This window comes from Chitinibacter tainanensis DSM 15459 (assembly GCF_000429785.1).
Lineage (GTDB): Bacteria > Pseudomonadota > Gammaproteobacteria > Burkholderiales > Chitinibacteraceae > Chitinibacter > Chitinibacter tainanensis.
Genome location: NZ_KE386951.1, coordinates 336,009 through 360,132 on the forward strand (window position 1 = coordinate 336,009; position 24,124 = coordinate 360,132).

Annotated in this window: 15 protein-coding genes; 5 read left to right on the forward strand and 10 right to left on the reverse strand. The window is 58.2% G+C overall.

The genetic code is table 11. The features are described 5' to 3' along the window. Positions 1 to 330 precede the first annotated feature (330 nt). The 5 genes from G482_RS18355 to G482_RS0111080 all read right to left on the reverse strand — a co-directional run bounded on the left by G482_RS18355 (position 331) and on the right by G482_RS0111080 (position 8,180). A complete protein-coding gene (locus G482_RS18355) occupies positions 331 to 1,626 on the reverse strand; it encodes an ATP-binding protein (RefSeq protein WP_034619518.1) in 1,296 nt (431 codons plus the stop codon). 91 nt (positions 1,627 to 1,717) lie between these two features. Continuing rightward, positions 1,718 to 2,449, reverse strand: a complete 732-nt coding sequence (gene rstA / locus G482_RS0111065) for a two-component system response regulator RstA (protein WP_028450080.1) — start codon at positions 2,447 to 2,449, stop codon at positions 1,718 to 1,720. Further along, positions 2,446 to 3,111 carry a HugZ family pyridoxamine 5'-phosphate oxidase gene (locus G482_RS19660; RefSeq protein WP_051258948.1) on the reverse strand — a complete coding sequence of 222 codons (666 nt, stop codon included), beginning with the start codon at positions 3,109 to 3,111 and terminating at the stop codon, positions 2,446 to 2,448. Before G482_RS19660 ends, rstA begins: the two co-directional genes overlap by 4 nt. Positions 3,112 to 3,224: 113 nt before the next feature. After that, positions 3,225 to 4,358, reverse strand: a complete 1,134-nt coding sequence (locus G482_RS0111075) for an HBL/NHE enterotoxin family protein (protein WP_028450081.1) — start codon at positions 4,356 to 4,358, stop codon at positions 3,225 to 3,227. 156 nt (positions 4,359 to 4,514) lie between these two features. After that, positions 4,515 to 8,180 (reverse strand): ATP-binding protein, encoded by a 3,666-nt coding sequence (locus G482_RS0111080; RefSeq protein ID WP_028450082.1) that lies wholly within the window; start codon positions 8,178 to 8,180, stop codon positions 4,515 to 4,517. Between the two features lie 116 nt (positions 8,181 to 8,296). On the opposite strand from G482_RS0111080, the gene G482_RS0111085 reads away from it, so the two are divergent. Beyond that, positions 8,297 to 11,485 carry an AAA family ATPase gene (locus tag G482_RS0111085; protein WP_028450083.1) on the forward strand — a complete coding sequence of 1,063 codons (3,189 nt, stop codon included), beginning with the start codon at positions 8,297 to 8,299 and terminating at the stop codon, positions 11,483 to 11,485. A gap of 19 nt (positions 11,486 to 11,504) precedes the next feature. Here the strand turns inward: G482_RS0111085 and G482_RS18365 are convergent, their stop codons facing one another. After that, positions 11,505 to 13,166 (reverse strand): NAD(P)-binding protein, encoded by a 1,662-nt coding sequence (locus tag G482_RS18365; RefSeq protein WP_051258949.1) that lies wholly within the window; start codon positions 13,164 to 13,166, stop codon positions 11,505 to 11,507. A gap of 188 nt (positions 13,167 to 13,354) precedes the next feature. Between G482_RS18365 and mnmL the strand changes: the two genes are divergently transcribed. Further along, entirely contained in the window at positions 13,355 to 14,311 is a 957-nt protein-coding gene (gene mnmL, locus G482_RS0111095) for a tRNA modification radical SAM protein MnmL/YtqA (protein WP_084414627.1), read from the forward strand. A gap of 112 nt (positions 14,312 to 14,423) precedes the next feature. Here the strand turns inward: mnmL and G482_RS0111100 are convergent, their stop codons facing one another. Beyond that, positions 14,424 to 16,040 (reverse strand): methyl-accepting chemotaxis protein, encoded by a 1,617-nt coding sequence (locus tag G482_RS0111100; RefSeq protein WP_051258950.1) that lies wholly within the window; start codon positions 16,038 to 16,040, stop codon positions 14,424 to 14,426. Positions 16,041 to 16,737: 697 nt separating this feature from the next. Between G482_RS0111100 and G482_RS18370 the strand changes: the two genes are divergently transcribed. Then, positions 16,738 to 17,979, forward strand: coding sequence for an acyltransferase family protein (locus tag G482_RS18370; protein WP_034619519.1), 1,242 nt, complete (start codon positions 16,738 to 16,740; stop codon positions 17,977 to 17,979). Between the two features lie 258 nt (positions 17,980 to 18,237). Here G482_RS18370 and G482_RS0111110 read toward each other — a convergent pair whose 3' ends face one another. Continuing rightward, the gene (locus G482_RS0111110) at positions 18,238 to 18,630 is read right to left on the reverse strand and encodes a VOC family protein (protein ID WP_028450086.1); all 393 of its coding nucleotides are present in this window, start codon (positions 18,628 to 18,630) and stop codon (positions 18,238 to 18,240) included. Positions 18,631 to 18,845: 215 nt separating this feature from the next. On the opposite strand from G482_RS0111110, the gene G482_RS0111115 reads away from it, so the two are divergent. After that, complete coding sequence (locus tag G482_RS0111115) at positions 18,846 to 20,150, forward strand: ferredoxin reductase family protein (protein ID WP_028450087.1); 1,305 nt, start codon at positions 18,846 to 18,848, stop codon at positions 20,148 to 20,150. 134 nt (positions 20,151 to 20,284) lie between these two features. Here G482_RS0111115 and G482_RS0111120 read toward each other — a convergent pair whose 3' ends face one another. Further along, positions 20,285 to 20,938, reverse strand: coding sequence for a substrate-binding periplasmic protein (locus G482_RS0111120; protein WP_028450088.1), 654 nt, complete (start codon positions 20,936 to 20,938; stop codon positions 20,285 to 20,287). Positions 20,939 to 21,218: 280 nt separating this feature from the next. Then, the gene (locus tag G482_RS18375) at positions 21,219 to 21,923 is read right to left on the reverse strand and encodes an SIR2 family NAD-dependent protein deacylase (protein WP_051258951.1); all 705 of its coding nucleotides are present in this window, start codon (positions 21,921 to 21,923) and stop codon (positions 21,219 to 21,221) included. A gap of 678 nt (positions 21,924 to 22,601) precedes the next feature. Here G482_RS18375 and yjjJ point away from each other — a divergent pair. Beyond that, positions 22,602 to 23,906: a type II toxin-antitoxin system HipA family toxin YjjJ gene (yjjJ, locus tag G482_RS0111130; protein WP_028450089.1), complete on the forward strand. Its 1,305-nt coding sequence runs from the start codon at positions 22,602 to 22,604 to the stop codon at positions 23,904 to 23,906. Positions 23,907 to 24,124: the final 218 nt, after the last annotated feature.

Here is a 24,124-nt window from a genome sequence, read left to right on the forward strand (position 1 = left end):
GCTGAAGCTTTTTTAGCTTGAGCTTTTTGAGCAGCAGAAGCTACAGAAGCCGCAGAGGCTTTCTTAGCAGGAGCAGCTACTGCGAAAACTGAAGCAGCAGCAAATACGGTAGCGATAACGCCAGCAGCGATCTTGTTCATCTTCAAAACTCCACAAAAATTCTTTTCGCGGTATTCGGCATTGAATACCTTTAACGACGCGGATTATGCGACTCGCCATCGCGGCTGGCGATGCAGGCTTGGTGTGATTGTGTAACCGAAAGTACGTAGTAAAGCTACAGTGCGCTACGAAAGGCAGCAATACAGTCTAAATCGACTGAAAATCGGCCCTTTACTCGGCCACGCGCAGCGGCGTGGGCCAGCTTAAACTCAGGCGTGCACCGCCACTGGGCGCATCCAGAATACTCACAGCACCACCATGCCCGCGCATAATCATCGCCACAATCGCCAGCCCCAAGCCAAAGCCACCGGTGGCTTTGTTGCGGCTGCCTTCCAGCCGGGTAAACGGCTGCAATAGGCGCGCGCGATCTTCTTGCGGGATCCCTTCGCCATTGTCATCGATGTGCAGCACCGCAGTACCGTCCTGCCACAGCAACGTCAGCTCGATTTCCTTGCCGCCATAGCGGCGGGCATTCGAGAGCACATTGCCTACCGCGCGACCGAAGTAATAACTATCAACGTCGAGCAGCGGGCTGGGGGCGCCGGTGAGGTTATGCAATTTAGGCATCGTGCCGTCCAGCGCGTATTCAGCCAGCAAGCGCTGCAGCCACGGCATGACTTCCAGTGGCTGGACTTCCATGCGCAATTGCGGGCTATCCAGGCTCGACATTGTCAGCCATTCATCAATCAGCTGATCAATCTGCCCCAGATCACGCTCGATGGCTTCCACCTGCGAGGCGCTATTGGCGCCGGCTTTGATCGCCTCCAAACGGTAACGCAAGCGCGCCAGTGGCGTGCGCAAATCATGCGAGACCGCATCGATCATCGCGCGGCGCGAAGCGGTGAGTTCTTCAATATCATGCGCCATGCGGTTGAAATTGGAGCCCAGCGCCGCCAGCGGCGAGCTGTCTTCCAGGCTCACCCGCACGGTAAAGTCGCCCGCCCCCAGCCGCCGGCTCTGGCGAATCACCTGAATCAGATCGCGCCAGAAAGGCCGCAGCCACAGCCAGGTTGGAATCCCCAGCGCTAGACACATCAGCACCAGCGCCACGATATCCATCCATGAAATACCTTCCAGCGATTCCAGAAATGAAATCGGCCCCAGCACCACCATTTGTTGGGTCTGGTGAATGCGGTGCAGATACAGGCCGCGGTCTTTCAACAAAATAATATCGCCGCGCTGTAGCGCGGTTTGGTTTTCTTCCGAGAGCGAATACGCATTCAGTGCTTCAATATCCACCGGCACCGGCAGCTTGCCGCGCAGGCGCGAGGCTTCGTCATGCCACATGGACGGCGGCAGATCGCCCAGCTCTTTTTCGATCAGCGATACGGTCGAGAGAAACATATCGCTCAAATAGCGCTGGTTGGTGCGCTCGATCATCTGCTTGTAAAACCCGCCGATCAGCAGCGAGGAGAGCAGAAAACACAACACCACCGTCAGGTAGAAGCGAATAAACACTTGGCGCATCAGCAAGCTTCCCAAACATCACCCAAGCCGGGCGAGAAAAAGGCCCAGCTGCAACAACAGTGGGCCATTTATAGATACATCCCCGGGTATATCAGTCTTCCTGCCACCAAATATCGGCTGCGAAGAGATACCCCTTGTTGCGGATGGTTTTGATTTTTTGCGGATCAAGCGGATCATCATCCAGCTTTTTACGCAGACGGGAAATCGCCACATCCATACTGCGATCAAGCCCATCGTATTCAATGCCGCGCAATTTCTTCAGCAAATGATCACGGGTGAGGATCTCGCCCGCGTGGCTCGCCAGCTCCCACAGCAAATCAAAATCCGACGTAGAGAGCCCCATCGGCGCATTGCGGTATTTGGCGCTGCGATTGCGCAAATCGATTTGCAGCTTGCCAAAATTGAGCACCGATTGCTCTTTGGCCGGCGCATTGGCCAAGAGATCCGCCCCCTTTTGCCCCGCTGTACGTAGATGGGCGCGAATACGCGCCAGCAACACCGACGGCGGTGTGGTTTTCACCACGTAATCGGTCGCGCCGATTTCAAAGCCCAGAATCTGATTCATATCGCTATTGAGCGAGGTCAGCAAAATAATCGGGCCGGCGTAAAACTCGCGCAGCTCGCGGCACAGGGTGAGGCCATCTTTGCCGGGCAACATAATGTCGAGCAAGATCAGCTCGGGCGGATTGCTTTTCACACTGTCGATCACGCCCAGCCCATCGGCCAGGACATCTACCGTGAATTCAAACGAGCGCAAAAAGCCGCCAATCAGCTCGGCCAGATCGGCATCGTCTTCAACAAACAAAACCCGCGTGGTATTCATTGCTTGGCTAATCCTTGCAGTAATAACTGTAATTGCTGCGTCACGGCGGCCAGATCTTGGCCAGCCTGCGCAAAAGGGTAACGCATCAGGGTGTCGCCCCGGCGTAGATCAAGGCCCTGCGCATCGATCCCAACCAGCTCCGTCTCGGCGGGGCAATGCGCAGCAAAATCGTGCAGCAGGGTGGCCTCGGCTTCGAGCGGTAGCACATAGTGGTGCGCCCAAGCGGCCGCTTCTACCCAGCCCATTTTACCAAAGCCGGCGATATAGCGTGCCCGCACGAACTCAAGCTGCCACAGCGCAAAATCCCCCAGTGCCAGATACTTCACCAGCCCCGGCGCATAGCGTTTGAGCCGCGCCAGCACCAAGGGCTCAGCCGCCAGCGGGCGCAACTGTCCCAGTACGGTGGCGCGCGCTTTGCTCAAGGCCATCTCGCCTTCGTGCAACAGGAAACTCACGGCTGGATGATGGCGGACATTCTGGGTGTGTTCGGCCAGCTCGCTTATCACCACAATCGGCATCCCATTGGGCGCGGGCACCAGTGGCAACCACGACACATGCGGATAGCCGGGCATGGCGTAAGAATGCGTGCCCAGCGCGCCATGACTACTTTGGCGCAATAGCTGCAACAAATCGGGCAATAAATCAGGCGCAGGCTCAGACACGCGGCTCTCGGCTTCACAACACAATCAGCCGATTGTAACCTGAGCCAAGGGCCGCGTCAGTGGTGGATTTACCATAGCGTGGCCGAGGCTGCGCCACGCCTAGCGAAGGTCGATTACGCCACCAGCGCGGCTGGCCGTTGGCGCGCGGGCAAGACGGGTTTCAGGCTTTGGGCCTGCTGCTGCATGGCCTGCAAGGTGTGATCCAGATGCAGCCAATCGTGGGTGGCCGCGCGCAGCGAGCTATCGACTTTCAGTACATCGTAGATACTGTTCAGCCCTTCGGCTTGCCCACGAAAATCGCGGAAGCACTGCCGCAAGGCCAGCCACGCCTGATCCAGCTGGCGGGCGTGTTCATGCAGCTGGGTTACTGCATGCTGCAGATTATGCAGCTGGTTTTCCAGCGCATGCAGCAAGACCTGATCGGGATGCAGTGGCCACAGGGTTTGATAATGTTGCGCCAGCTGACTGCTATTGGCCGCCAGCTGCATCGCGCTGGCATTTAATTCCCCCATGCTGCCCAAGCCCACTGTCGCAGCTGCGCCCAAGAGCTGCACCGGCCCTTGCTCGCCGGGCAAGCTCACCAGCTGATTAATCACCAGCGCAATCACCGCGCCACCCACCGTCAGCGATGAGCGCGCCATTGCGGCTAGATCTTGCCGGATGGCCTGCTGGCGCAAAGTCAGCTGCGCCACGGTCTGGGTCGCCAGCGGCAAGCTCACCGGCCACTGGCGCCGATATTGCGCCGCAAATTGCGCCAAACCGGCTTGCTGATCATTCACCGCATACACATAGCCGGCCAGATATTGGGTAAAAGTCTGCACCTCGGCATGATTGGCCTGCGCCACTTGCTCCAGCTCATACAGGCAGCTTAAAAAACGGCTGCGATTTTTGGGCTGGCTCAGTAGCGTGGCCGAGCAATCGGCCAGCGTGTGCTGTTGGGCCTGAAATTGCTGGGCAAACAGGCCCACCCGCTGCAGCAGACGCTGTAATTTGGGCTGCAAGACCTGCAGATAAATATCGGCATTACGCTGCATGGCGTTTTGCTGTTGATACAACTGCCGGCCCAGCACCGCATCGCGGCACTCGCTCCAGAGGCTAGGCTGCGCTTGTAGCTGGGTACTGTATAGCTGTAACTGCACCAAAGCCGCGAGCACCTCGGCCAAGGGCTGGCGAAAGGCATCCGGGCTCAGGGTTTCACCCAAGCTCTGTTCGGTGGACAGGTAATACAGATAATACACTTCCGACATGCAGCACCTCCGGCAAACACCCTTGCCCGGCTAGGCAAGTGGTAGTGCAGGGTACGCAAGCCGACATGAGGGCGCTGGCTGAGTTTGGTATCAGATGCGCGGGCTAAGCTCGGCGCCGTAGCGCCGTAGCTCCGCCACCCAATGGCAGCTGGGCGACTAGCCGGCCGGCGTGCGGCTTTCAGCCACTAGCTCGGCCCAGCCCCACTCTTGCGCCTGCTGCTGTGCGCGCTGCAGCAAGGCCACGCTGCCCTGCTCTGCGGCCACGGCCAGCGCTTGCCGCAAGGCAGCTTTTGCGGCGGCCGTGTCACCGCGCCGCTGGTGCAGCTGCGCTTGCCAGCGCCACGCCTCCGGCAGGTAATACACATCTTGCAACTGGCCGGCGAGCGCCATCCAGCGCTGCAGCTCGAGCTCGGCGGCGCGCTCCGCCCCGGCGTGCAACAGCGCCTCGATCAAAAAGCCGGCAAATGTCGGCTCGATGCCCGACATGGCCTTGCGCGCTTCGGCGAGGCTCAAGGCCACCTGCTCCAGCGCTGCGGCATCCCCCTGCATTGCCCGCGCCCAGCCCTGTAGCGCAAAGCCCGCTGCCAGCCACAATGACAAACCCTGTGGTTGCGCCAGCGCCATCAGCTCGGTACACAGCGCCTCCGTCGCGGCCGGCGCCTGCGCAAAGCGCTGCAGCATGGCGGCGAAGGTCAGCGCAAAACACTGAGTATGCGCGTGTTGCAACTCTGCCGCTTCGCGCAGCGCTTGCTGCATGCAGCCCTCCGCCGCTGCCGCATCCCCCTGAAACCAGTGCACCCAGGCCAGAAAGGCCCGCGCCGAAATATTGGTGTCTTCGCCAAAGCGGTTAATCAGCGCAAAGGGCGATAGATCTTCGCCAATCGCCAGCGCGGCCTGCAGGTGTTCGGCCGCTTCGGCATAGCGCCCCAGCCAGAAATAATTATTGCCATAGGCATAGTGCACCTGCATGGTTTGCGCCGGATCGTCGCTCAGCGCCGCAATCTCGGCCAGCTTGTGGGCCAATTCCAGCGGCGCGGCTTCCGGTGCACTGGCGCGTCCGCCCAGCCATAAGCCCCACACTACCGGGAACAAGGCCTCTTGCGCATCCAGCTGATGAATGAGGGTATAAGCCTGAGCGTAATAAGATTTAGCCTCTTCCGAGCCATACCCCTGTAGGGTTTGTAAAATCGACGCCAGTGCAGCAATTAGATTAATCTGCACCAGCTGCGCGCTCGGGGCCGCCCAATCGGCCACCGCGGCGAGCCCGGCGCGCAATAAGGCCACCGCTTCCTGATTGGCCGACTGCTCGGCCGCCAGCCGCCCGGCGCGCAAAAACCCCTCGGCGGCGGCTAGCTTTTGTCCCGCCGCCAGCTGATGCTGGGCCAGCTGTTCCCATTGCGCCACGCGCCGCAAGGGCTGCGCGGCCAGCGCTTCGGCCACGCGCAAATGCCAATGCTGCGCCTCCAGCGGCGGCAGCATCTGGTAGGCGGCATCGCGCAGCAAGGCATGATGAAAGCGATATTGCCCATCGGCAGCTAACCAAATCCCCGCCTGCACCAAGGTCTGGCAGGCGGTGGCCAACACAGTGGCTTCCCCGCGCCAGACTGCCTGTAATTGCGCATGGCTAAATTGTCGCCCCAGCACCGCACCGGCCTGCAGCACTTGGCGCGCCTCGGCAAAGGGCTCTAGCCGGCTCGCCAGCAGCCCCCACAATGAAACGGGCAAGCCGGCGCGCGGGCCTTGCGCCAGCGCTTTACTCATTTCTTCCACAAACAGCGGCACGCCCTCGGCCTGCGCGAGCACCGCAGTGAGCTCATTGGCGCTTAGCTCGGCGGGGCTCCATTGCCGGGCCAGCGCTAGCGCTTCCTCAGCCGTGAGCGGCGCGAGCGTCAAGCTCGGCAATGTAAACGGCAACACCACCGGTGGGCGGGCGCTCAGCACCAGCAAAATCGGTGTTTTGCGCAGCATGAGGAGTTTTTGCAGCACCTCGGCGGTGGATGGATCAAGCCAGTGCACATCTTCCACCACCAGCAACAAAGGCCCGCGCTGGGCCAGCATTTGTGCCAAGGCCAGCAAGGCGGCTTCGATTTCACGCCGCGCCTGCAAGGCTGGGCGGGGTACCGCCGGCGCCGGTAACAGCCCGAGTAAATCGCCCAGCGCCGGTAAATGCAGCTGCAGCTGGCTGCCCGGTGGCGCCAGCCATTGGCTTAGCCGCGCATATTGCACTTCCGCCGAATCACTCGCCGGCCCCAGCGCCGCCAATTGCTGCTGCAACAGCTGAATCACCGGATGGTAAGGCGCATGCACGAGCTCTTGGCTACAGCGCAATATCCGCACCTGCCCGCTGCCCTGCGCCACCTCGGCCATTAGCGCCCGGAGTAAACGCGATTTACCAATGCCCGCTTCACCCTGCACCAGCACGGCATTCACCCGGCCCGCGCTGGCCGATTGCCAATGCCGCCGCAGTGTCGCGAGCTCAACCTCCCGCCCGATCAGCGGCCCTTCCTGCCGCTGCAAGCCCAGCAGCGCAGCACTGAGCGAATAAAAATCCCGCCCGCCGCGGCTCAGGCGTGCGCTATATAAATACGCCCCTTCCCCCTGTGCCAAGACTTGCGGTGTGAGCAAAATCTCGCTCGGCTCGGCCAGCACCACGCCGGCTTCGGCTTCGCGGTTGATCTGCCCGCTGGCATCGGGCCACGGATAGCGCGGATCCGACAGCATCCAGCCCTGATGAATGGCCTGGCGCAAAGCCCAGGCCGGCTGTTGCGCCAGCCAGCTACGAATACCCAAGGCGGTATCGAGCGCTAGATCATGCATTTTCTCGCTCGCCAGCGGATACCCCCAGTAAGCCAGCACCTGCCCCAAGGCGCGTGGCCAGCAATACGCGCCTTGCTGCTGCAGCCTTTCGAGCAAGTTTTCATGCAGCATGCCCAGCACATCCAGCCGCTCTGTGGCGGCCATGCCGGGGCGCAGCTCGATCTGTACGGCCAGCACATACACCGCGCGCCGCTCGGCCGGGCCGGTGGCCGCGCTGGGTAAAGTGAGCGCCGGCGCCAACAGCGGGGCGGCGCTCAAGCGTGCATACAGCGCGGCTAATTCCGCACTTGGGCTTTGCCCGCATTCCTGCTGCAGGCGCAGGCATAGCTGCTCGTACAGCGTCGCCGCTTCGGCGCGACGCCCCTCGGCCAGCAAAGCGGTGAACAAAGCCGGATAGGGGCGCTCATGCAGTGGCTCTAGCGCCACCTCGGCCAAAAGGCTTTCAATCGCCGCGCTTTGCTCGCCGGCGGCCAAGTAATAATCACTGAGCTGCTGCTGCACTTGCTGGCGTTGCCGCCAGCAACGCTGGCGCCAGATTTGCAACCAGCGCTCGAACTCGGGCGCATCGCTCAGCACCAGCCCCGCCAACAGTGGCGCCGCTGGTGCCGCCAAGCGCGCGGTGGCCGCCGCGGGTAAGTCTGCCGGCAACACCGGCTGCATTAGCCGCCAGACATCGCACTCCACCGCCGCGTTGCTTGCCCAAGCCAGCTCCCGGCGGTTTATCTGCAAGCCATCGCTCAAAGCCGGCCACGGCGCCAGCACCCGGCGCAAATCATGCAAGGTGCGGCGTAGATTATTGCGCGCAGTTTCAGGGCTGACCTGCGGCCACAAAAGCTCAGCCAAGGCCTCGCGGGGATGGCTACGCTCACGCTCCAGCAGCAGATACGCCAGCAAAGCACGCACCTTGTCATACGGAAACGGGTCTTGCGCCGGCTGCCCCAGTGCAGCCAGCCGGCAACGACCGAATAAAGACAGCTGAACAGGCGCAGCATGAACAAGCGACATCGGGGCTCCAGAGATCCTAGCGAACGATTGGCGAACGAATGCGCGTTATTATCTGGCTTGCATGGCGCCAACGCCAGCCCTACCTGATTGCTCCGCCTTACTGAATCGAGAATTGCATGTCGCAGCCAGTGCAAGAATCCAGCCCTCTCTCCGACGGTCGTGTCGTGCTCGACTCAGAGCGCCTGAAACAGCTGCGCCGGCAAAGCGGCCTCAGCCAAGAAGCCTTGGCCCAGCGCTGCTTCGAGCAGCGGCTGTGTGTGTCGATTGCCTCGATCAAGCGGGCAGAAACGCTCAAACCCGTGCTCTACCGCACCGCCCGGCATTTAGCGAGCTTTTACAGTGTGACGCTGGAAGAACTACTAGCCAGCCCACTCGCCCCCGCCAACGCGCCCAGCTCGCACAGCCCCACAGCCCGCAACGCCCCCGAGATCGCATTTCATGAGCAGCGCGATGTGGTCTGCCTGCAACTGAATGGCTCGCTCAGCACGGCCGAGCAGCAACAATTAACCGAACTGGTGCAGCAATTTGGCGGCACCGCCGCCGCGCAAACGGCCAACGCCTGGCGGGCGGTATTTGGCCTGCCCTGCGCTTATCGCAGCGATGCCCAGCGCGCAGTGCGCTGCGCCGAATTGATCCAGCAGCAACTGGGCGCCCAAGTCAGCCTGCAGCTGGGGCTCACGGCCTGGCCGCTGCCCGCCGATGGTTCGCACTGGTGGCCACAGCCAGCCACCACCGCCAGTGGCATCCGCCTGAAAACAGGCCTTAGCGCCCTTTTGAGTCAGGATTACACCTTAAGCGCCGCCGAGCCCGGCTGGGAATGGCTCAATGGCTACGTCGACTCGGCCCATGAATCCTTGCTGCCGCTGTGTGGCCGCTATCTAGAAATGCAACAGGTGAAGTCGATTCTGGATTACACCCGCCAGGATCAGATTGGGCATATCTTGTATGTGCGCGGCGTGGCCGGCATCGGCAAAAGCCGGCTGGTGGCCGAATGTCAGGAGCTGGCCGCCAGCCAAGGCCTGCATAGCTGGCAAGGCGCGGTGCTCGATTTTGGTGATGATAGTGGCCTGAATGCACTACGCGAATTGCTATGCAGCTTGCTTGTGCAGGCCAGCAAGACTACGCCTTTGCCGCTGCAAATCCTCGCGCCCGAGGCAGCGCTGTGCTTGCGCATGCTGCTGGGCGAAACGCTCAGCGCCGAACAGGCCACGCTGTACAGCGCCATGACCCAAGCCAGCCGTTTGCAGCATCAGGTAGCCGGTTTGCGCGAGCTCTTGCTGCGACAGGCCATTTTGCGCCCGCTATTACTCACGCTTGAAGATCTGCACTGGGCCACACCCGCGCTGTTCGAGCTTTTGCTGCCGCTGCTGAATCTGGTCGATGAAGCGCCGATTATCTGGCTGCTCACTTCGCGCTTCGAGCAAGACCCGCTCGAACATTACCTGCGCCCGCAGCTACTGGGCCTGCCGCTCACCCAGCTGGATTTAGCCCCGCTGCGGCCCGCCGAAGCCGCCACCATGGCGCAGCAATTTAGCCAGGTAGATGCCACCTATCGCCAGCAATGTATTAGCCAGGCGCAGGGGCATCCGCTGTTTCTTAGCCTGCTGCTACGCAGCGGCCGCAGCCGGGTGCTACCCGATAGCGTGAAACATCTGATCCAAACCAAGATGGATCAATTCACCCCCACCGATCGACAGGCCCTGCGGGTAGCCGCCGCAGCGGGCGCGCAAATTGAATTAAGCATGCTGCGCGAGCTACTCAATGACGAGGGGTATACGCCAGAAATGCCGATCCGGCATTATCTGATGCGCGCTACCTCCCCAGGGTATTTGGTGTTTATTCATGACCTGATTTTGCGCGGCATTTACGAATCAATGATCAGCGCGCAACGCGAACATATTCATGCCCGCATCGCCGATTACTACGCCCCGCGCGATCTGGCGCTGCAAGCCCAGCACTTGCTCAAAGCCCGCCATCCACAGGCGCCGCAAGCCTTTGTGCGGGCCATTGAAGACAAACTGCAGCGCCAGCTGTATGAGCAAGCCTTCGAGCTCACTCAGCGGGCATTGGCCATCGATTATGTCAGCCCCGATCTGTGCACGCTCAATCTGCTGCGCGCTCAGGCCGCTAGCAAGCTGGGCCTCACCCAGGAGGCGCGCATCTGTTTTCAAGCGGCCAAGCAGCATGCCCAGCAGATCAGCCAAGTGCTCGAAGCCGTGGTGGGGCTCGCGCAAACGCTCAATCTGCTGGATGAGCTTGCCGCCGAAGAGCAGCTGCTGGATGAATACCTGCCCGCCGCGCTCACCGCGCAGGACTATCGCCGCGCCGCAGAGCTGAGCTATCTGAAAGGCAATCTGTACTTCCCCCGTGGCGACTTCGCCCGCTGCCGCGCCCAACATCAGGCGGCGCTGGATTTCGCCCGCCAAGCCGGCGCGCTGGCGATTGAAGCCAAGGCGCTGGGCGGCATTGGTGACTCGTATTATGTCGAAGGCTGGATGAGCAAAGCCGCCGAGGCAATCCGCGCCTGCTTGGCGCTGTGCGAGCAATATGGCTTTGCCGATACCGAAGCCGCCAATCGTTTTATGCTCGGCACGGTACGCCTGTATGCCAATGAAACCGTCCCCGCACTGGATGACGCGCTGGCCGCCGCCGAGCTGGGCCGCTCGGTGGGCAATCGCCGCGCCGAAGTCGTTTCGCGGCTCACGGCGGGCTGGGCGCTGCTGTCTTTGCTGCGGCTGATCGAAGCCGAGCAGCAGATCGAACAAGGCCTCGCCGTGGCGCGGCAGATTGGTGCCGGCCGGTTTGAGCCGTTTTTGCTGGAAAGCCTGGCCCGTATTCGCTATCTGCAAGGGCAAACCGATCAAGCCCGGCATTTGATCCAGCAAGCCTGGCAACAGGTTGAGCGCTTTCGGCTGCAACAGTTTATTGGCCCTTGGGTCTTGGGCACCCTGGCCCTGTTGGATGAACGTGCGCTGGTGCGCGAAGACGCGCTGGCACAGGGCGAAGCACTGCTGGCTGCCGGTTGTGTCGGCCACAATGCTTACCGTTTCCGCGTGGCCGCGGCCGAAAGCTGCATTCTGGCCGGGGAATGGGCAGCAGCACAGACGCATATTCGCGCGCTGGCCATGCTATCTAGCCGCGACCCTTGCCCGTGGGTCGATCACCATGTGGCGCTGCTCGACGCCTATGTGCAGCACGGCGAACAAGGCCATAGCCCGCAGCTGGCCAGCCTGCAGCAACGCGGCGCGCAGCTGGGGCTGGCGGGGGTGCTACCCCGCCTGCATACCGAGCTCAGCGCCGTTTAGGCGGGCGCCGCAGCCGCCTTTAGCGCAGCAGCGGGCTGAGCCACTGGGCAATTAATTCGGCCTGCGCCAAGCATTGCTCCTGCAAACCCGCCCCGTGCGTCCAGCCGCCGCTAAACAGCACCGGCACGGCGGGGCGCTGGCCATGCTCTAGCTGTGCCGCCACGCGCTGATTGTGGCCCAGCATCGCCCGCTGCGCGCGGATGCACTGAGCATCGAGCACATTGTGCTTAAAGGTGGTCCAGGCTTTTTGCTGCAAATCATTGGCCGGATCGCTAACCCGGTAGGCGCTCGGCTCCAAAATCCCTTCTAGCTGGCGGCGAGTGGCTTGCGGCAAGGCGGCCAGCATTTCGGCGGGAATCGACGCCGAATCGAGCACCCGATCGAGCATATGCTGGCGCGGAATCAGATTCAGATCGTCGACCAGCGAGACAAAAAACTGCGGCAGGCCCGCCCGATCATAGCGGGGGTTGAGCGGGTCGTTCTGGTGCAAATTGGCCACGTAATCAATCCGGTACGGAAACAGCGAATCGCCGGCATCACGCACATGAATATTGTAAGTACGCCACAGCGCGCGATTGGCCGGCAAGCGCGTCGCGTGGGTATGCGCTACAGCATAGCTACGGGTATAGCGCACGGAGCCAAGTATTGATTTGATTTGCTGACCATACTGATGCAGGGTATCGCCAAAACTCAGGTCTTTTAAGGCATCATCAGCATGCGTGGCCATTACCACCCAATCGGCGGGTATCGCCTTTTCGCCTACGTGCACCATCGCCTGCCCGGGCTGCGCCACCCGCACCGTAGCCGCCGCCCCCGTCACTAGCTCAAAGCGAAACTGCGGGCCATTTTGCGCCAGCAAAAATGCCGCCAGCGCCTCCAGCCAGGTTTGCGAGCCATGATCAAAATAGCGGCGATCCGGGGCCTCATTACCGCCTTCCTGCACGCGGTAATATTCAAACGGCGCTTGCAGCGGCATGCCGGCCGGGCCCTGATCGTCGGTGAAATACATCGCCGAAATACGCGGGTAGTAGATTTCATCACGCACGCGCTGCAGCCGCGCCGCCATGGCCGGGTCGGCCCAATCGAGCTTGATTTTGAGCTCTTGCGCGGCTTTACTCAGCAGCGCCTGCGGGTCATCGAGGCAATCCTGAAAAAAGCGCCCGACGGTGTAATCCAGCCGATCTTGCGCCTGCTGCTCGAATTCCGACAGCGTATTGAGCGCCGTGCGATGCACCACCTGAATCAGCAGCGCCAAGCGGCCCTGATCGGCCGCGGCGAGGTTAAAAGCGGGGTCGGTCACGCCATCGGACAGGTATTTATCGTCGGTAAGCGCCACGCGCAAATCACTACTGGCATAGCTTTCGGTGTCTTGCAGCGGCTTCATATTATCCAGAAAACCGATCTGCTCCATCACTGCCTTCAGCCGTTGATAGGCCGTGAGGTTGACATCATTTACCCCCAGATCGGCCCAGCGAAAATACGGCACCGCCTGGCCCGCCCCCGTTTGCAATTCGCCCAGCTGCACCACCACGGTATCGGCATTGCCGCCCAGCTGGTTTTTCTGTTCGTACAGACGAATGTGTAATGGCCGGCCACTGCGCTGCACGGTTTGCCACAGATAGTAGGCTGCGCCCAGCCCCGATACCCCGCCCCCGATGATTGCTACTGATGTGCTGTGCATGCCGCGCTCCCTGTGCTGTTGGTCTAGGTTTAGTCGTGACCTTCCGTGATCCGCGCACGCGCAGCAAGTGATCGCGCCAGCCTGATACTGAACTGATACCGATTGTCGCAGCTGGGCTGCGCAGCTGCCGCAGATCAAGATGGCCACCCACTGGCGCGGGTATAAAGCAGCATTGTTTTGGGCGATCCATGATGCACGATTTAATTCCCCCCTTGCTGCACGAGCGTCGCTATCTGGCCTGGCATGATCTAGTGCGCGCCAAAGCGGGCGGACGGGTGCAAAAAATCTCGGTCGCGGCCGGCTTTAGCTGCCCCAATCGCGATGGCCGGCTCGGGGTTGGGGGCTGCACATTCTGTAATAATCGTGGATTTACCCCAGGGTATGTGACTGAACACCTTGAAAATCTTCACGCGCAGATCGATACCGGGCTGGAGTTTCTACAGCGGCGCTATCCGCGCACTCGGCTGTGGTTGGCGTATTTTCAGGCGTATAGCAACACCTACGCACCACAAGCCGCCTTGCGGGCGACTTATCAACATGCGCTGGCCCACCCGCGCATCAGCGGGCTGGTGATCGGCACCCGCCCCGATTGCCTACCCGACGCCACCCTAGATTTGCTGGCCGAGCTAGCACACAGTGTGACCATCGAGCTGGAAATCGGCGTGGAATCCACTTCGGATGCAGCGCTGCGCCGCGTTAAGCGCGGGCATGATTATGCCTGCAGCGTAGATGCCATTGAGCGCGCCGCCGCACGCGGCCTCACCGTCAGCGCCCATCTGATGCTGGGGCTTCCCGGCGAAAGCCGCGCCAGCATGCTGGCCGGCGCTACACATTTATCGCACCTCCCCCTTGCTGCGCTGAAACTGCACCAGCTGCAGGTGGTGAAAGGCACGCAGCTGGCCAACCAATGGCGCCGCAATCCGCTCAGCGTACCGCTATTGGAGCAGGACGAATATTTGCAATTGCTGGTGGAATTTCTGGAGCGGATGCGCCCTGATCTGGCGCTACAGCGCTTGGGCAGCGAAGTACCGCCCCGTTTGCGCCTCGCGCCCAATTGGTCGGTTCGTCAAGAAGAGCTGGGGCGGCTACTCAGTGCGGAGCTCGTGCGGCAAAACACCTGGCAAGGGCGCTTGTGGATGGGCTAAAGGGCATACGGGCCTAAATTAGTACGGCCCAGCAAGCGGGCAATTCAGCATAAAAAAAAGAGCACCCGCAGGTGCTCTTTCTTGCGACCCGATCTTGTCGCCCGGAACTGCCTTACAGCCGGAAGCGGGTCACCGCCGAGCGCAGCTCGCTGGCCAATTGCTCCAGCCGGCGCACATTCTCATTGGCCGCGCGGACAGATTCGGCTGATTCTTCCACCATATGCGTAATGCGCTCCACATTAACCGCCAAGCTGCTACTGGCCATGCTTTGCTCGGAAGTGGCATTGGCCACATCGCGGATTTTCGCCAGTGTTTCGGAAGCGCCATTGCTAATTTCGCGCAGGGTTTCGGCGCCACGATCGGCCATTTCCACACTGCGCTCCACCTGCGGCTTGGCTTCATCCATGCTCGCCACGACCGACAAGGTATCTGACTGCACCGCATGCACCATGTGGGTAATTTGCCCGGTGGCTTGCGTCGTGCGCTCGGCCAGTTTGCGCACCTCATCGGCCACCACCGCAAACCCGCGGCCTTGCTCGCCGGCACGAGCCGCTTCAATCGCCGCATTCAGCGCCAGCAAATTGGTCTGATCGGCAATTTCTTTAATCACGCTGGCGATACTGTCGATTTCGCGCGAGCGCTCAACCAGCCCGCCAATCAGATCGGAGGCGGTGGCGATTTGCGTTGCTACGCGCTGAATTTCACCGGCAGCTTGTGATACCAGCCCTTCCCCTTCGTTGGCCAACTGCGCCGAACGGGAAGAATTGGCCTCGGTTTCACGCGCGCTTTGCGAAATATGATCAATGCTGACCGACATTTCCTCAATCGCCGCCGCGCTCGATTGCGTGGCATCCGAAGATTGGCGTGAAGCTTGGTTGATGGATTCCATTTGCTGGGTCAGGCCACTGGCCGCGTGCTTGAGTTCTTCCGCACCACGCTGAATGCCCTGAATCATCTCGCGCAAACTGGTTTGCATACTGGAAACCGCGCCCAGCAGACTATCCGGGCGGAAATTACCTGTGACTTTGCGGCCCAGATCCCCTTGTGAAATCGCTGCCGCTACTTCGGCAGCATAATCCGGCTCACCGCCCAACTGCACCAGTAGCTTGCGCACACTGGCCAGCAAGATCATCGCCACCACCGCCGAGATGATCAGACAGATCACCACCTGCCAGCGGGCGTTGCTCCAGAAGCGTTGATCGGCCTCGGCAAAGCTCACGCCATTGCCCACAATCCAGTGCCAGCGCGGGGTTTGAATCGCCACCGACAATAGATCGACCACCTTGCCCTCGCGTTCGCTAGTCCACCAGTATTCGGTCAGCGCACCACCTGATTTTTGCAGCGCCTCGACCGCCAGTGCACCCACGCTCTTGCCTTGAGCGTCTTTAAATTCATTAAAACTGGTGCCGTGCAATTGCGGATCGAGCGGGGTGGAAACGAAGTTGAGCTTCTCATCCACAACATAAACATATTCAGACTTGTGATACTTGTTTTGCCGCAGCAGCTGGGTGGCAATCGCCTTGGCCTGCTCTTCGCTCATCTTGCCCGAAGCGGCCATGTTTTCCAGCTCAACAATCGTCAGGTAGGTACTGCGCAGCAATTGCTGAATCCGCGCTTTATTGTCTTCATTGGCGGCAGTTTTCATGGTCGACAGGCCGACCACCATGACCCCTATCAGCGCCACCATCACTACGATGGATAAGAGCCATGCTTTTGCTTTAATCGTCATTACGGCACCCTAGCGAGCAGAACAAATCGTTTTTCAGAATAGGTCGCAACTGCGGCTTATTCCAGTCAGAAAATAGTTTTTACTTAGCCACCTGCGCTACCGCCGAGCGAGAGCTTCCCAAGCTGAAGCCAGCTCCATTGCAGGCTTTCTCACCATGAAATGTTACCCATCCGCAGTAGCCTTATGCAGCGTACGAGCAGCCAGCACAACTAAATTACTATTTCATTAAATTCTAACACGATGCGCAATCTCGCCCGAATTCAGTGCAGCTGTCGTGCGACAGTCTGAGCCGCCATCGCGCCAAATTCAGAACACGAGAACGGAATCACTTTCATTCTCGTGCTATATTCAAAAACCATCACGCCGCAGCTTGGCAAAAAAATCCGTATTTACCCATGAATTCAAGCAATTAATTATCTACGGTAATTTATTGTAAACAAATCTGACAAAACATCTCAATTTGCTAACAAACCCTCAGCAATGACCAATTCAACACCGTGTAGTTAATTACCAATCACTACATTTCAGTCGTATTTCAGTCTTTTTCAATGCTATTCGCACCTTATTGAGTCATCCAACCCGGCCAACATCGGCATTTTCCTTTCGTAAGTATTAAGCATACAGTCCTCTTTCCGGCAGGCCCTGCGCACTGGCCGTGCGGGGCGTGTCTTTTTTCCGATCGAGAGGAGTGCACACTATGCAGGCCAAACTCGCCAACAGCGAAGAATTACCCCTATTAAGCTCACTACGCGGCCTTGCGGCCATTATGGTGATGCTCTTTCATGCCCGACTGATTCTGTTTCCCCAAGCCAAAGAGCTGATCGCCAGCCATAGCTTGTTGCTGGAAAACGCGTATCTGTTTGTCGATTTATTTTTTATTCTCAGTGGTCTGGTACTGGCGCATGTGTACGCCCACAGCTTGCAAGGCCCGCGCAAAAGCGTGAGCTACTGGCAATTTTTAGGTTTACGCCTGAGCCGGATTTACCCGCTGTTTTTGCTAACCCTGCTGATTTTGCTGGGCTGGGAAAGTATCAAGGCTTTAGCCGGGCGCGGATATTACGGCGGGCCGCTATTTGCCAGCTGGGGCATGATAGATATTCCGGCCTTTGCCGGCCCGTTTAACCGGCTGGATGCGCTGGGCTCGCAGTTATTCCTGCTGCAAAGCGTGCTCAATGACAGCCTGTCCTGGAATGTCTCGTCGTGGTCGCTCAGTATTGAATGGCTGTGCTATTTGCTGTTTCCGCTCCTGTTGCCCCTTACGCGGCAGCGGGCTGGCTGGCGCTGGCTGGCTGCGGCAGTGGCTTTGCTCGCGCTGGGGATGGTGCACCGCCAACTGGGCTCGCTGGATGCCACCACCGGCTGGCCCGCAGTGGCGCGCGGCCTAGCGAGTTTCACACTGGGCCTATGTCTGCTGCCCGCCGTGCGCACGCGAGTGGCGCAGCATTGGCTGAATAATGATCCAGCACTCGGGGTTGCGCTGGCACTGCCGCTGGTACTGCTGCAATTACCAACTAGCCTCGGCATGAGCTTGGCGTTGATCGTGAGCTTTGCCGGGCTGGTTTACACCGCGGCGATTCAATCGCGCCGCAATGGTTTGCTGACTTTGCTAGATGGTCGGCTGGGGCGCTGGCTGGGCGACATTTCGTTTGCGGTGTATCTGTGGCATACCGTGCTGTTGCTGGTGGGGGTGGAAGTGCTGCACTGGCTAGCGCCGGCATTCTTGGCCAGCTGGTATAGCCAAACCAGTGCAGGCCTGCTGTTGCTGGGGATTATGCTCTTTACTTTCTTGACCTGCGCGGTGGCGACGCTGAGCTACCACGGCTTTGAGCGGCCAATGCAACGCTATCTGCGTCAGCGGCTAGCTTTGCGCACGACGCGGCATACTCCCCTTGCGGCCAACACGCTGACCATGCCAGCGATCGAGGGCAAGAATACTTAGGGTATATAGCTGAGGACCTTATTTAAAATAAAGTTCAAGGCGATACCCACACAGGTATAGCCTTGAAGCCAATCGTTGAATTGGCCACGCGCAGCGCGATGAGGAAGCCATTGTGGCGTATCGCAATGGCATCGCTCAGGCGGCGCTGAATGCCAGTCGGGGCGATACGCTAGTGGACACTATTAAGGTGCTTGGCAAACTGGCACATCGCCACATCAGGCGGCTACGCGCCACAAAACCTAGCGCCACAGCCATGCCCTAGCCCGCCATCGGCGTACACAGCTCCACCACCACGCCGAATGGGCAACGCACATAGGCTACCGTTTGTCCCCATGGCTTGCTAACGGGCGCGGCAAGCTCGCTGGCCCCAGCGACCAGCGCCTGCGCATAGGCCGCCGCTACGTCGGCTGTGACAAATGCAATTTCAAACCCTAGGGGTTGCGCCGACTGATCGGCCGCCACATGCCCGCCGGTAAAATTAAGCTCCGCCAACGCATGCGCGGCAAAGGCCAGCGTGGTCTCGCCGGTCGCTAATTCGCCATAAGTTTCACTCTCATGCACAAACCGCGTGGCCAAACCAAAGGCGCGGCTGTAAAAATCTAGCGCGGCCGGTACATCGGCCACATAAATGATCGTATAGCCCAGTTTCATGTTTTGCCTCAGCGCATTTTATTCGCCCGCCCAGCATACACCTAGCCGCTAAATCCCCGCAGCAAAATACAATTACTACCTTGAATAAAAAGGATAATTCTCATTTACCACGCCAAGGGGATTATTACCATTTATGAAGTTGTAATAGGGTATTTATTCAGCGCAATGAGCGGGCGTAGGATTAAAACATCGAGTTTGTGTTGTGGGAGCCCGCCATGAAAAAACCACTTTTTGCGCTATTGGCGCTGAGTATTATCAGCTGGCTGGGCAGCATTTGGCTAAATCCACCGCCGCAAATCGATGTGTGGTGGCTACGCAGCGAAGGCATGAATCTCACCGGCATCCTGTCATTTGAGCTGATGGGCCTGATCATGTTGCTGGCGGTGCGCCCGGTCTGGCTGGAAAAGCCGCTGGGCGGGCTCGACCAAATGTATCGCCTGCACAAATGGGCCGGTATTTTGGCCATTAGTCTGGGCTTGCTGCATTACCTGCTGAAATTATCCGGCGGGCTATTGCACCAGTTTTTTAGCCGCCCACCACGCGGCCCACGGCCGGAGTTCTGGCTGGATGCTTTGCGCCACCCCGCCAAAGACCTCGGCGAATGGGCAGTTTGGCTGCTGGGGATTATGCTGATCATCACCTTGTGGCAACGTTTTCCGTATGTGATCTGGCGGGTGGTACACAAAATTCTGGCTGTGGTCTTTATTGTGCTGGCGCTGCACAGCTTAGTCTTGATGCCGCACAGCTACTGGCTGCAACCCGTGGGTTGGCTGCTGGCCGTCACCGCCATGATGGGTACTGCCTGCGCCGTGATTTCGCTTAGCGGCCAGATCGGCCGCAAGCGCACGCACCGCGCCGTCGTTAGCGCCGTAACCCCCATCAGCACCAATACTCTGGAGCTAGAATGCACGGTTAGCGGGGCTTGGCAGCATCAGCCGGGGCAATTTGCCTTTTTACGCTTGGCAGGCTGGGAAGGCGCGCACCCGTTCACGATTGCCAGCGCCCCCAATGCAGCGCAGACACTGCGCTTTTCGATCAAAGCGCTGGGCGACTTTACCCGCCAGCTGCCGCACAAAGTGCAAGTGGGTGACGTAGTTAGCATCGAGGGGCCATATGGCTGCTTTATCGGCGCGGCAAGCCAGGAAACACCCCAAGTCTGGATTGCCGGCGGCATTGGCATTACGCTTTTTTTAGCGTGGCTAGAAGCGCTGGCCACCCAAGGCGCCGATGCCCCCACGGCCACGCTGCACTATTGCGTACGCGATGCACAAGATGCCATTTACGCGCCCCGCCTGCAGGCGCTGTGCGCCGAATTGCCCTCGATCACACTCAAGGTGCATTACAGCGCCCAAGCCGGCCGCCCCACGCTGGCCAAGCTCGGCATCGCACCACAAAATGGCCAATGGCCTAGCATCTGGTTCTGCGGCCCCAATGGCCTCGCCAAGCAGCTACGCCATGAGCTCAACCAGCAAGGCATGCCGGCACTGCACTTCCACCAAGAGGCATTTCAGATGCGTTAAATGACTACTGAACCAGCCAGAATTTGCGGTTCACAAGATCCACACCCCATTGAGGCCAAAGAATATGGCCAATTAAGAGTGTGCTGGCTGATTAGAAATTGGGGACAGCGGTGCCAGCACGCAGGCCTATTCGATTAGTCAATTGCCGCTGCACGTTTTTTTAGCTGCCTAATCACATCAGGATGCGTGGAGCTGTTAATCGCAATATACAAATTGCTATCGAGTTCATCTAAAGGCAAAGCAATACTCACGCGCTCGTATTTTTCATTCAGCTGCGCCAGTTTGCTGCGCATTCCTATTTCGGTAAGGATAGCCAGATCACAGCGGCCAGCGAGTAGCTTTTTGATATTCAGTGATGAATCAGCCGCTAAATCAATCCGTGCAAACTGCTTTTGCTGCAAAAATTCGGCTCGATAATCGCCGCGCACAGCACAAACACGATATTTCTTAGCCGCCTGCAAATTATTAATGCGAATATCGCTACGTTCGGTCAGGCGATAGAAATAAACCGTTGCATTATATAGCCGGTATAAATAGGTGAGGCTAGCCTCACGCTCGGGGGTTTTGGCGATTGGGAAAATCAGTACATTGGGCTGGCTCAGCGCCTCTTTGTAAGCTCGCACCCACGGCTGTACTTTAATATCTTTGCTTGAATAATTAATCGCCTGCAAAAAGCGCTCGAGCCGCGGCTTGGTGAGCCCCTCTAGCTGCCCCTGCTCATCGAGGGTGACATAGGGCGGATCATTTTCGGTGTAGATCGTCAGCGCCGGCCAATTATCGGCCCACACCGTCTGGCTCGTCGTCAGCAGTACGCAGGCGGCCCACCTCAGCCCCCGCCGAACCGCACCACCTCGCCATATCTGAGCCCAAATCGCCATGTTTAGTCAGGGGTTTCGCCTGCCGATTACTTTGCGTGAACTATAGTCGCTGTGGCGTGGCTTTGTGCCAGAAAACCGAGCGACCCGATGGCCTTTGGTGCTGTTGCGATGCTACCTCGGGTATGAGGTGCACGCGGTTTAGAGCCCCCACACACCTTGATCAGTCAATATATTAGCCTGTGAGGCTTTATCAATCTCTATTAGCCTCCAAAGCGGCGATCCAATCACAAACCCCCTGTAGCGCTGGAGCAGGAATACACTCCACGCCATATTGGCGTGCAGAATCGGGAATATTGGGGTCGATCATCACGATGCGCGGTAGTCGTTGCATCGAGCGGATTAGATGAATCGGGTCGACCACGTTCAGACTAGTGCCAACGACGATAAAAATATCATCCTTAGTTAAATCGCTAGCAATTTGATAGAGGGTTTCATATTCCGGCGCTGGCTCACCAAAAAAGACAATGCCCGGTTTAGTGATGCCACTACCGCAGGCGGGGCAATCATCGGCTTGGAATGCCTGATCGCCAATGTGCCAATAATGCAAACAGGCGGCACAGGACATTTGATCCACCCGCCCATGCAGGTGGATGACGTCTTGAGTTCCTGCTTTTTCATGTAGTAAATCAATATTGGTGGTGATCACCGTAACGGGTGTTTTCTGCTGCAACTGTGCAATGGCCGCGTAACCCGCGTGCGGTTGTGCATTGCCATACTGCCGTTTCCGCGCATTGTAAAATTCACGCGTTAGCTGACGGACACTCGCGTCGGGGCGATAGCGCTCGAAATTGCAGACCAGATTGATATCATGCTTTTCCCACAGGCCATCACTCGCACGAAATATTGGCAATCCCGAATCAGCAGCCATACCTGCGCCAGTAAAGAAGTAAATCATGCGTGCGCCCTATCGATTGATCACAGCATTCTAAACTGAATGGCGATCCATCCACATTGAAGTCGCAACGATGAAAATGGAGTGCTTATTGGGTAGGCTTGCCTCGCAAAACAGCCGCTGGCCAATTTTGGACGAAAAAAAACCTAGGCTTGAAACCTAGGTTTTTCATTTTGGTTGCGGGAACAGGACTCGAACCTGTGACCTTCGGGTTATGAGGCCAATCCTACACACACTCTTCAAACAACATATTAGGCAAATATTCTATGTTTTACAACAGTTTTTCTACCGTAACTCGCCCTTTATCCGCCCCTTGGCGCTCCATACGAATACGTCAGTCAAACCAAAAAAGCGGTAATTTTGATGTTAAATAGAAACGCAGCTTTGATCGTTGGTGAGTTCACCAGGTAAGTTGTCCTCAAACCTATGAGCCTGCAAGTGCCCCTTGAACCGTCCACCCCTTTTGAGCCTGTTTTGACAATAAGCTGGCACCTGCCCTCTTCCGGAAGGGCTCATGTCCACACCTAAAACGGAAAATGGTAAACAGGAGTCAACGGGGGGACTCTGCCGATTGATACAAGGTTGTGCGGTGAATCGAATTGCTTAGATCCCTGACAAGTTACCCCAAAGCAGCTAAACTGGCTATTAGCACATTTATCTATTCATCAATCTATTCAAGCCATGCGCATTCATACGGAAATTCTGAGGCACGCACTTGACCAAGGGCCTTGCACAGCACGCCAACTCGCTGAAAAGGCAGGAATAAGCCAGCCCACAGTGTCACGTGTACTATCTAAGTTGGGCGCATCAATTATCCGAATTGGCGCAGGTCCTTCTATTCAATACGCCATAAAAGATGAATTCCGAGGACTTGTTGCAACGCCAATTTACCGGGTGAGTTCTGCTGGGAAAATTGAAGAGCTAGGCACTCTTGTTCCAGTACGCCCCCAAGGTTTTGTGATGCAGTACGTCACAGGAAAAACGATATACAGCGAAGGACTACCTTGGTGGTTAGTAGATATGCGACCACAAGGCTTTCTTGGGCGAGCTTATGCTTCGGTTTACGCTGCGGGTCTTCATTTGCCGCCTAACCCAGAACACTGGAATGATGCTGAAGTACTGAAGGCACTGTTAACACATGGGCATGACAACATGGGCAACCTGCTGATCGGTTCAGAGGCCCGAGATCGATTCCTTAACATGCCACTGCCTGTGCCGGTGAACCGAGCGGAAGATTACCCAGTACTTGCCAAGGCAGCGGCATTAGGCGAAGCCCCAGGCTCATCCGCCGGAGGCGAACAACCGAAATTTTGTGCTTACAGTGAACTGGGGCACGTGCTGGTTAAATTCACGGCCCCCACCGATAACCCAGTGAGTGAGCGATGGCGCGACCTGTTATTGGCTGAGCACTTGGCGCTAAAAGTACTCGGGGTCAAGACAGAGGTTTATGATTTCGAGGGGCAGCGATTTCTAGAAGTGCCTCGTTTTGACCGAGCCAGCCAACTAGGCCGAGTCGGTATCTGTTCACTACGTGCTCTGGATATGGAATTCGTGGGCGATGCACTCGCGCCATGGCCGACATTAGTCACTAAGCTTGCGGCAGTTGGGGTGCTCCAATCATCAGCAGTTTCAGAAACCGCTCGACTATGGGCCTTCGGCTGCTTGATCGGCAACACGGACATGCATGCGGGTAACTTGTCATTCATTGGCAGCGAAGGGGGTACGTACCAATTAGCACCCGCCTACGATATGTTGCCGATGGCCTTTGCTCCGCGAAGCAGTGGCTCGATCATTGATACTTTAGCGCCAGCCACATTAAGCACAGCCGTGCCAAACGAAATCTGGCGTGAAGCCTTGCAGTTAGCAGACGCATTTTTGAGGGCGATTCAAAATTGCGATGGTTTTTCTGCACGGTTTTTGCCGTGCATTGCGTCAATACGTCGACATATTGATGCTGCAGCCATCCAAATAGAGCGACTAGCTTAGGGTGGGCCCAAAAATAGCGATACTTTGAAACGCTTAGCACCCGAGAAGATGTACTTGCGACACAGCTCGGCTACGGGCATGCCGGCTTCTGCCATAGGAAGCCGATGATTAGTTCTTCGGTGAATCATTTCTTCATGTCCAACTCCTTGCTATGGTGGATTGGAATCTAAAGTCACGCCTTACTCAAGATGGGGTGGACGTCGACTCCCCCATGGAGA

What these genes read in the sequence shown, in the direction of transcription:
- G482_RS0111085 (WP_028450083.1), top strand. Translation starts at nt 8,297, where the DNA reads ATGTCGCAGCCAGTGCAAGAATCCAGCCCTCTCTCCGACGGTCGTGTC.
- G482_RS18365 (WP_051258949.1), bottom strand. Translation starts at nt 13,166, where the DNA reads ATGCACAGCACATCAGTAGCAATCATCGGGGGCGGGGTATCGGGGCTG.
- yjjJ (WP_028450089.1), top strand. Translation starts at nt 22,602, where the DNA reads ATGCGCATTCATACGGAAATTCTGAGGCACGCACTTGACCAAGGGCCT.
- rstA (WP_028450080.1), bottom strand. Translation starts at nt 2,449, where the DNA reads ATGAATACCACGCGGGTTTTGTTTGTTGAAGACGATGCCGATCTGGCC.
- G482_RS18355 (WP_034619518.1), bottom strand. Translation starts at nt 1,626, where the DNA reads ATGCGCCAAGTGTTTATTCGCTTCTACCTGACGGTGGTGTTGTGTTTT.
- G482_RS0111100 (WP_051258950.1), bottom strand. Translation starts at nt 16,040, where the DNA reads ATGACGATTAAAGCAAAAGCATGGCTCTTATCCATCGTAGTGATGGTG.
- G482_RS0111080 (WP_028450082.1), bottom strand. Translation starts at nt 8,180, where the DNA reads ATGTCGCTTGTTCATGCTGCGCCTGTTCAGCTGTCTTTATTCGGTCGT.
- G482_RS0111075 (WP_028450081.1), bottom strand. Translation starts at nt 4,358, where the DNA reads ATGTCGGAAGTGTATTATCTGTATTACCTGTCCACCGAACAGAGCTTG.
- G482_RS18375 (WP_051258951.1), bottom strand. Translation starts at nt 21,923, where the DNA reads ATGATTTACTTCTTTACTGGCGCAGGTATGGCTGCTGATTCGGGATTG.
- G482_RS18370 (WP_034619519.1), top strand. Translation starts at nt 16,738, where the DNA reads ATGCAGGCCAAACTCGCCAACAGCGAAGAATTACCCCTATTAAGCTCA.
- G482_RS0111110 (WP_028450086.1), bottom strand. Translation starts at nt 18,630, where the DNA reads ATGAAACTGGGCTATACGATCATTTATGTGGCCGATGTACCGGCCGCG.
- mnmL (WP_084414627.1), top strand. Translation starts at nt 13,355, where the DNA reads ATGATGCACGATTTAATTCCCCCCTTGCTGCACGAGCGTCGCTATCTG.
- G482_RS0111115 (WP_028450087.1), top strand. Translation starts at nt 18,846, where the DNA reads ATGAAAAAACCACTTTTTGCGCTATTGGCGCTGAGTATTATCAGCTGG.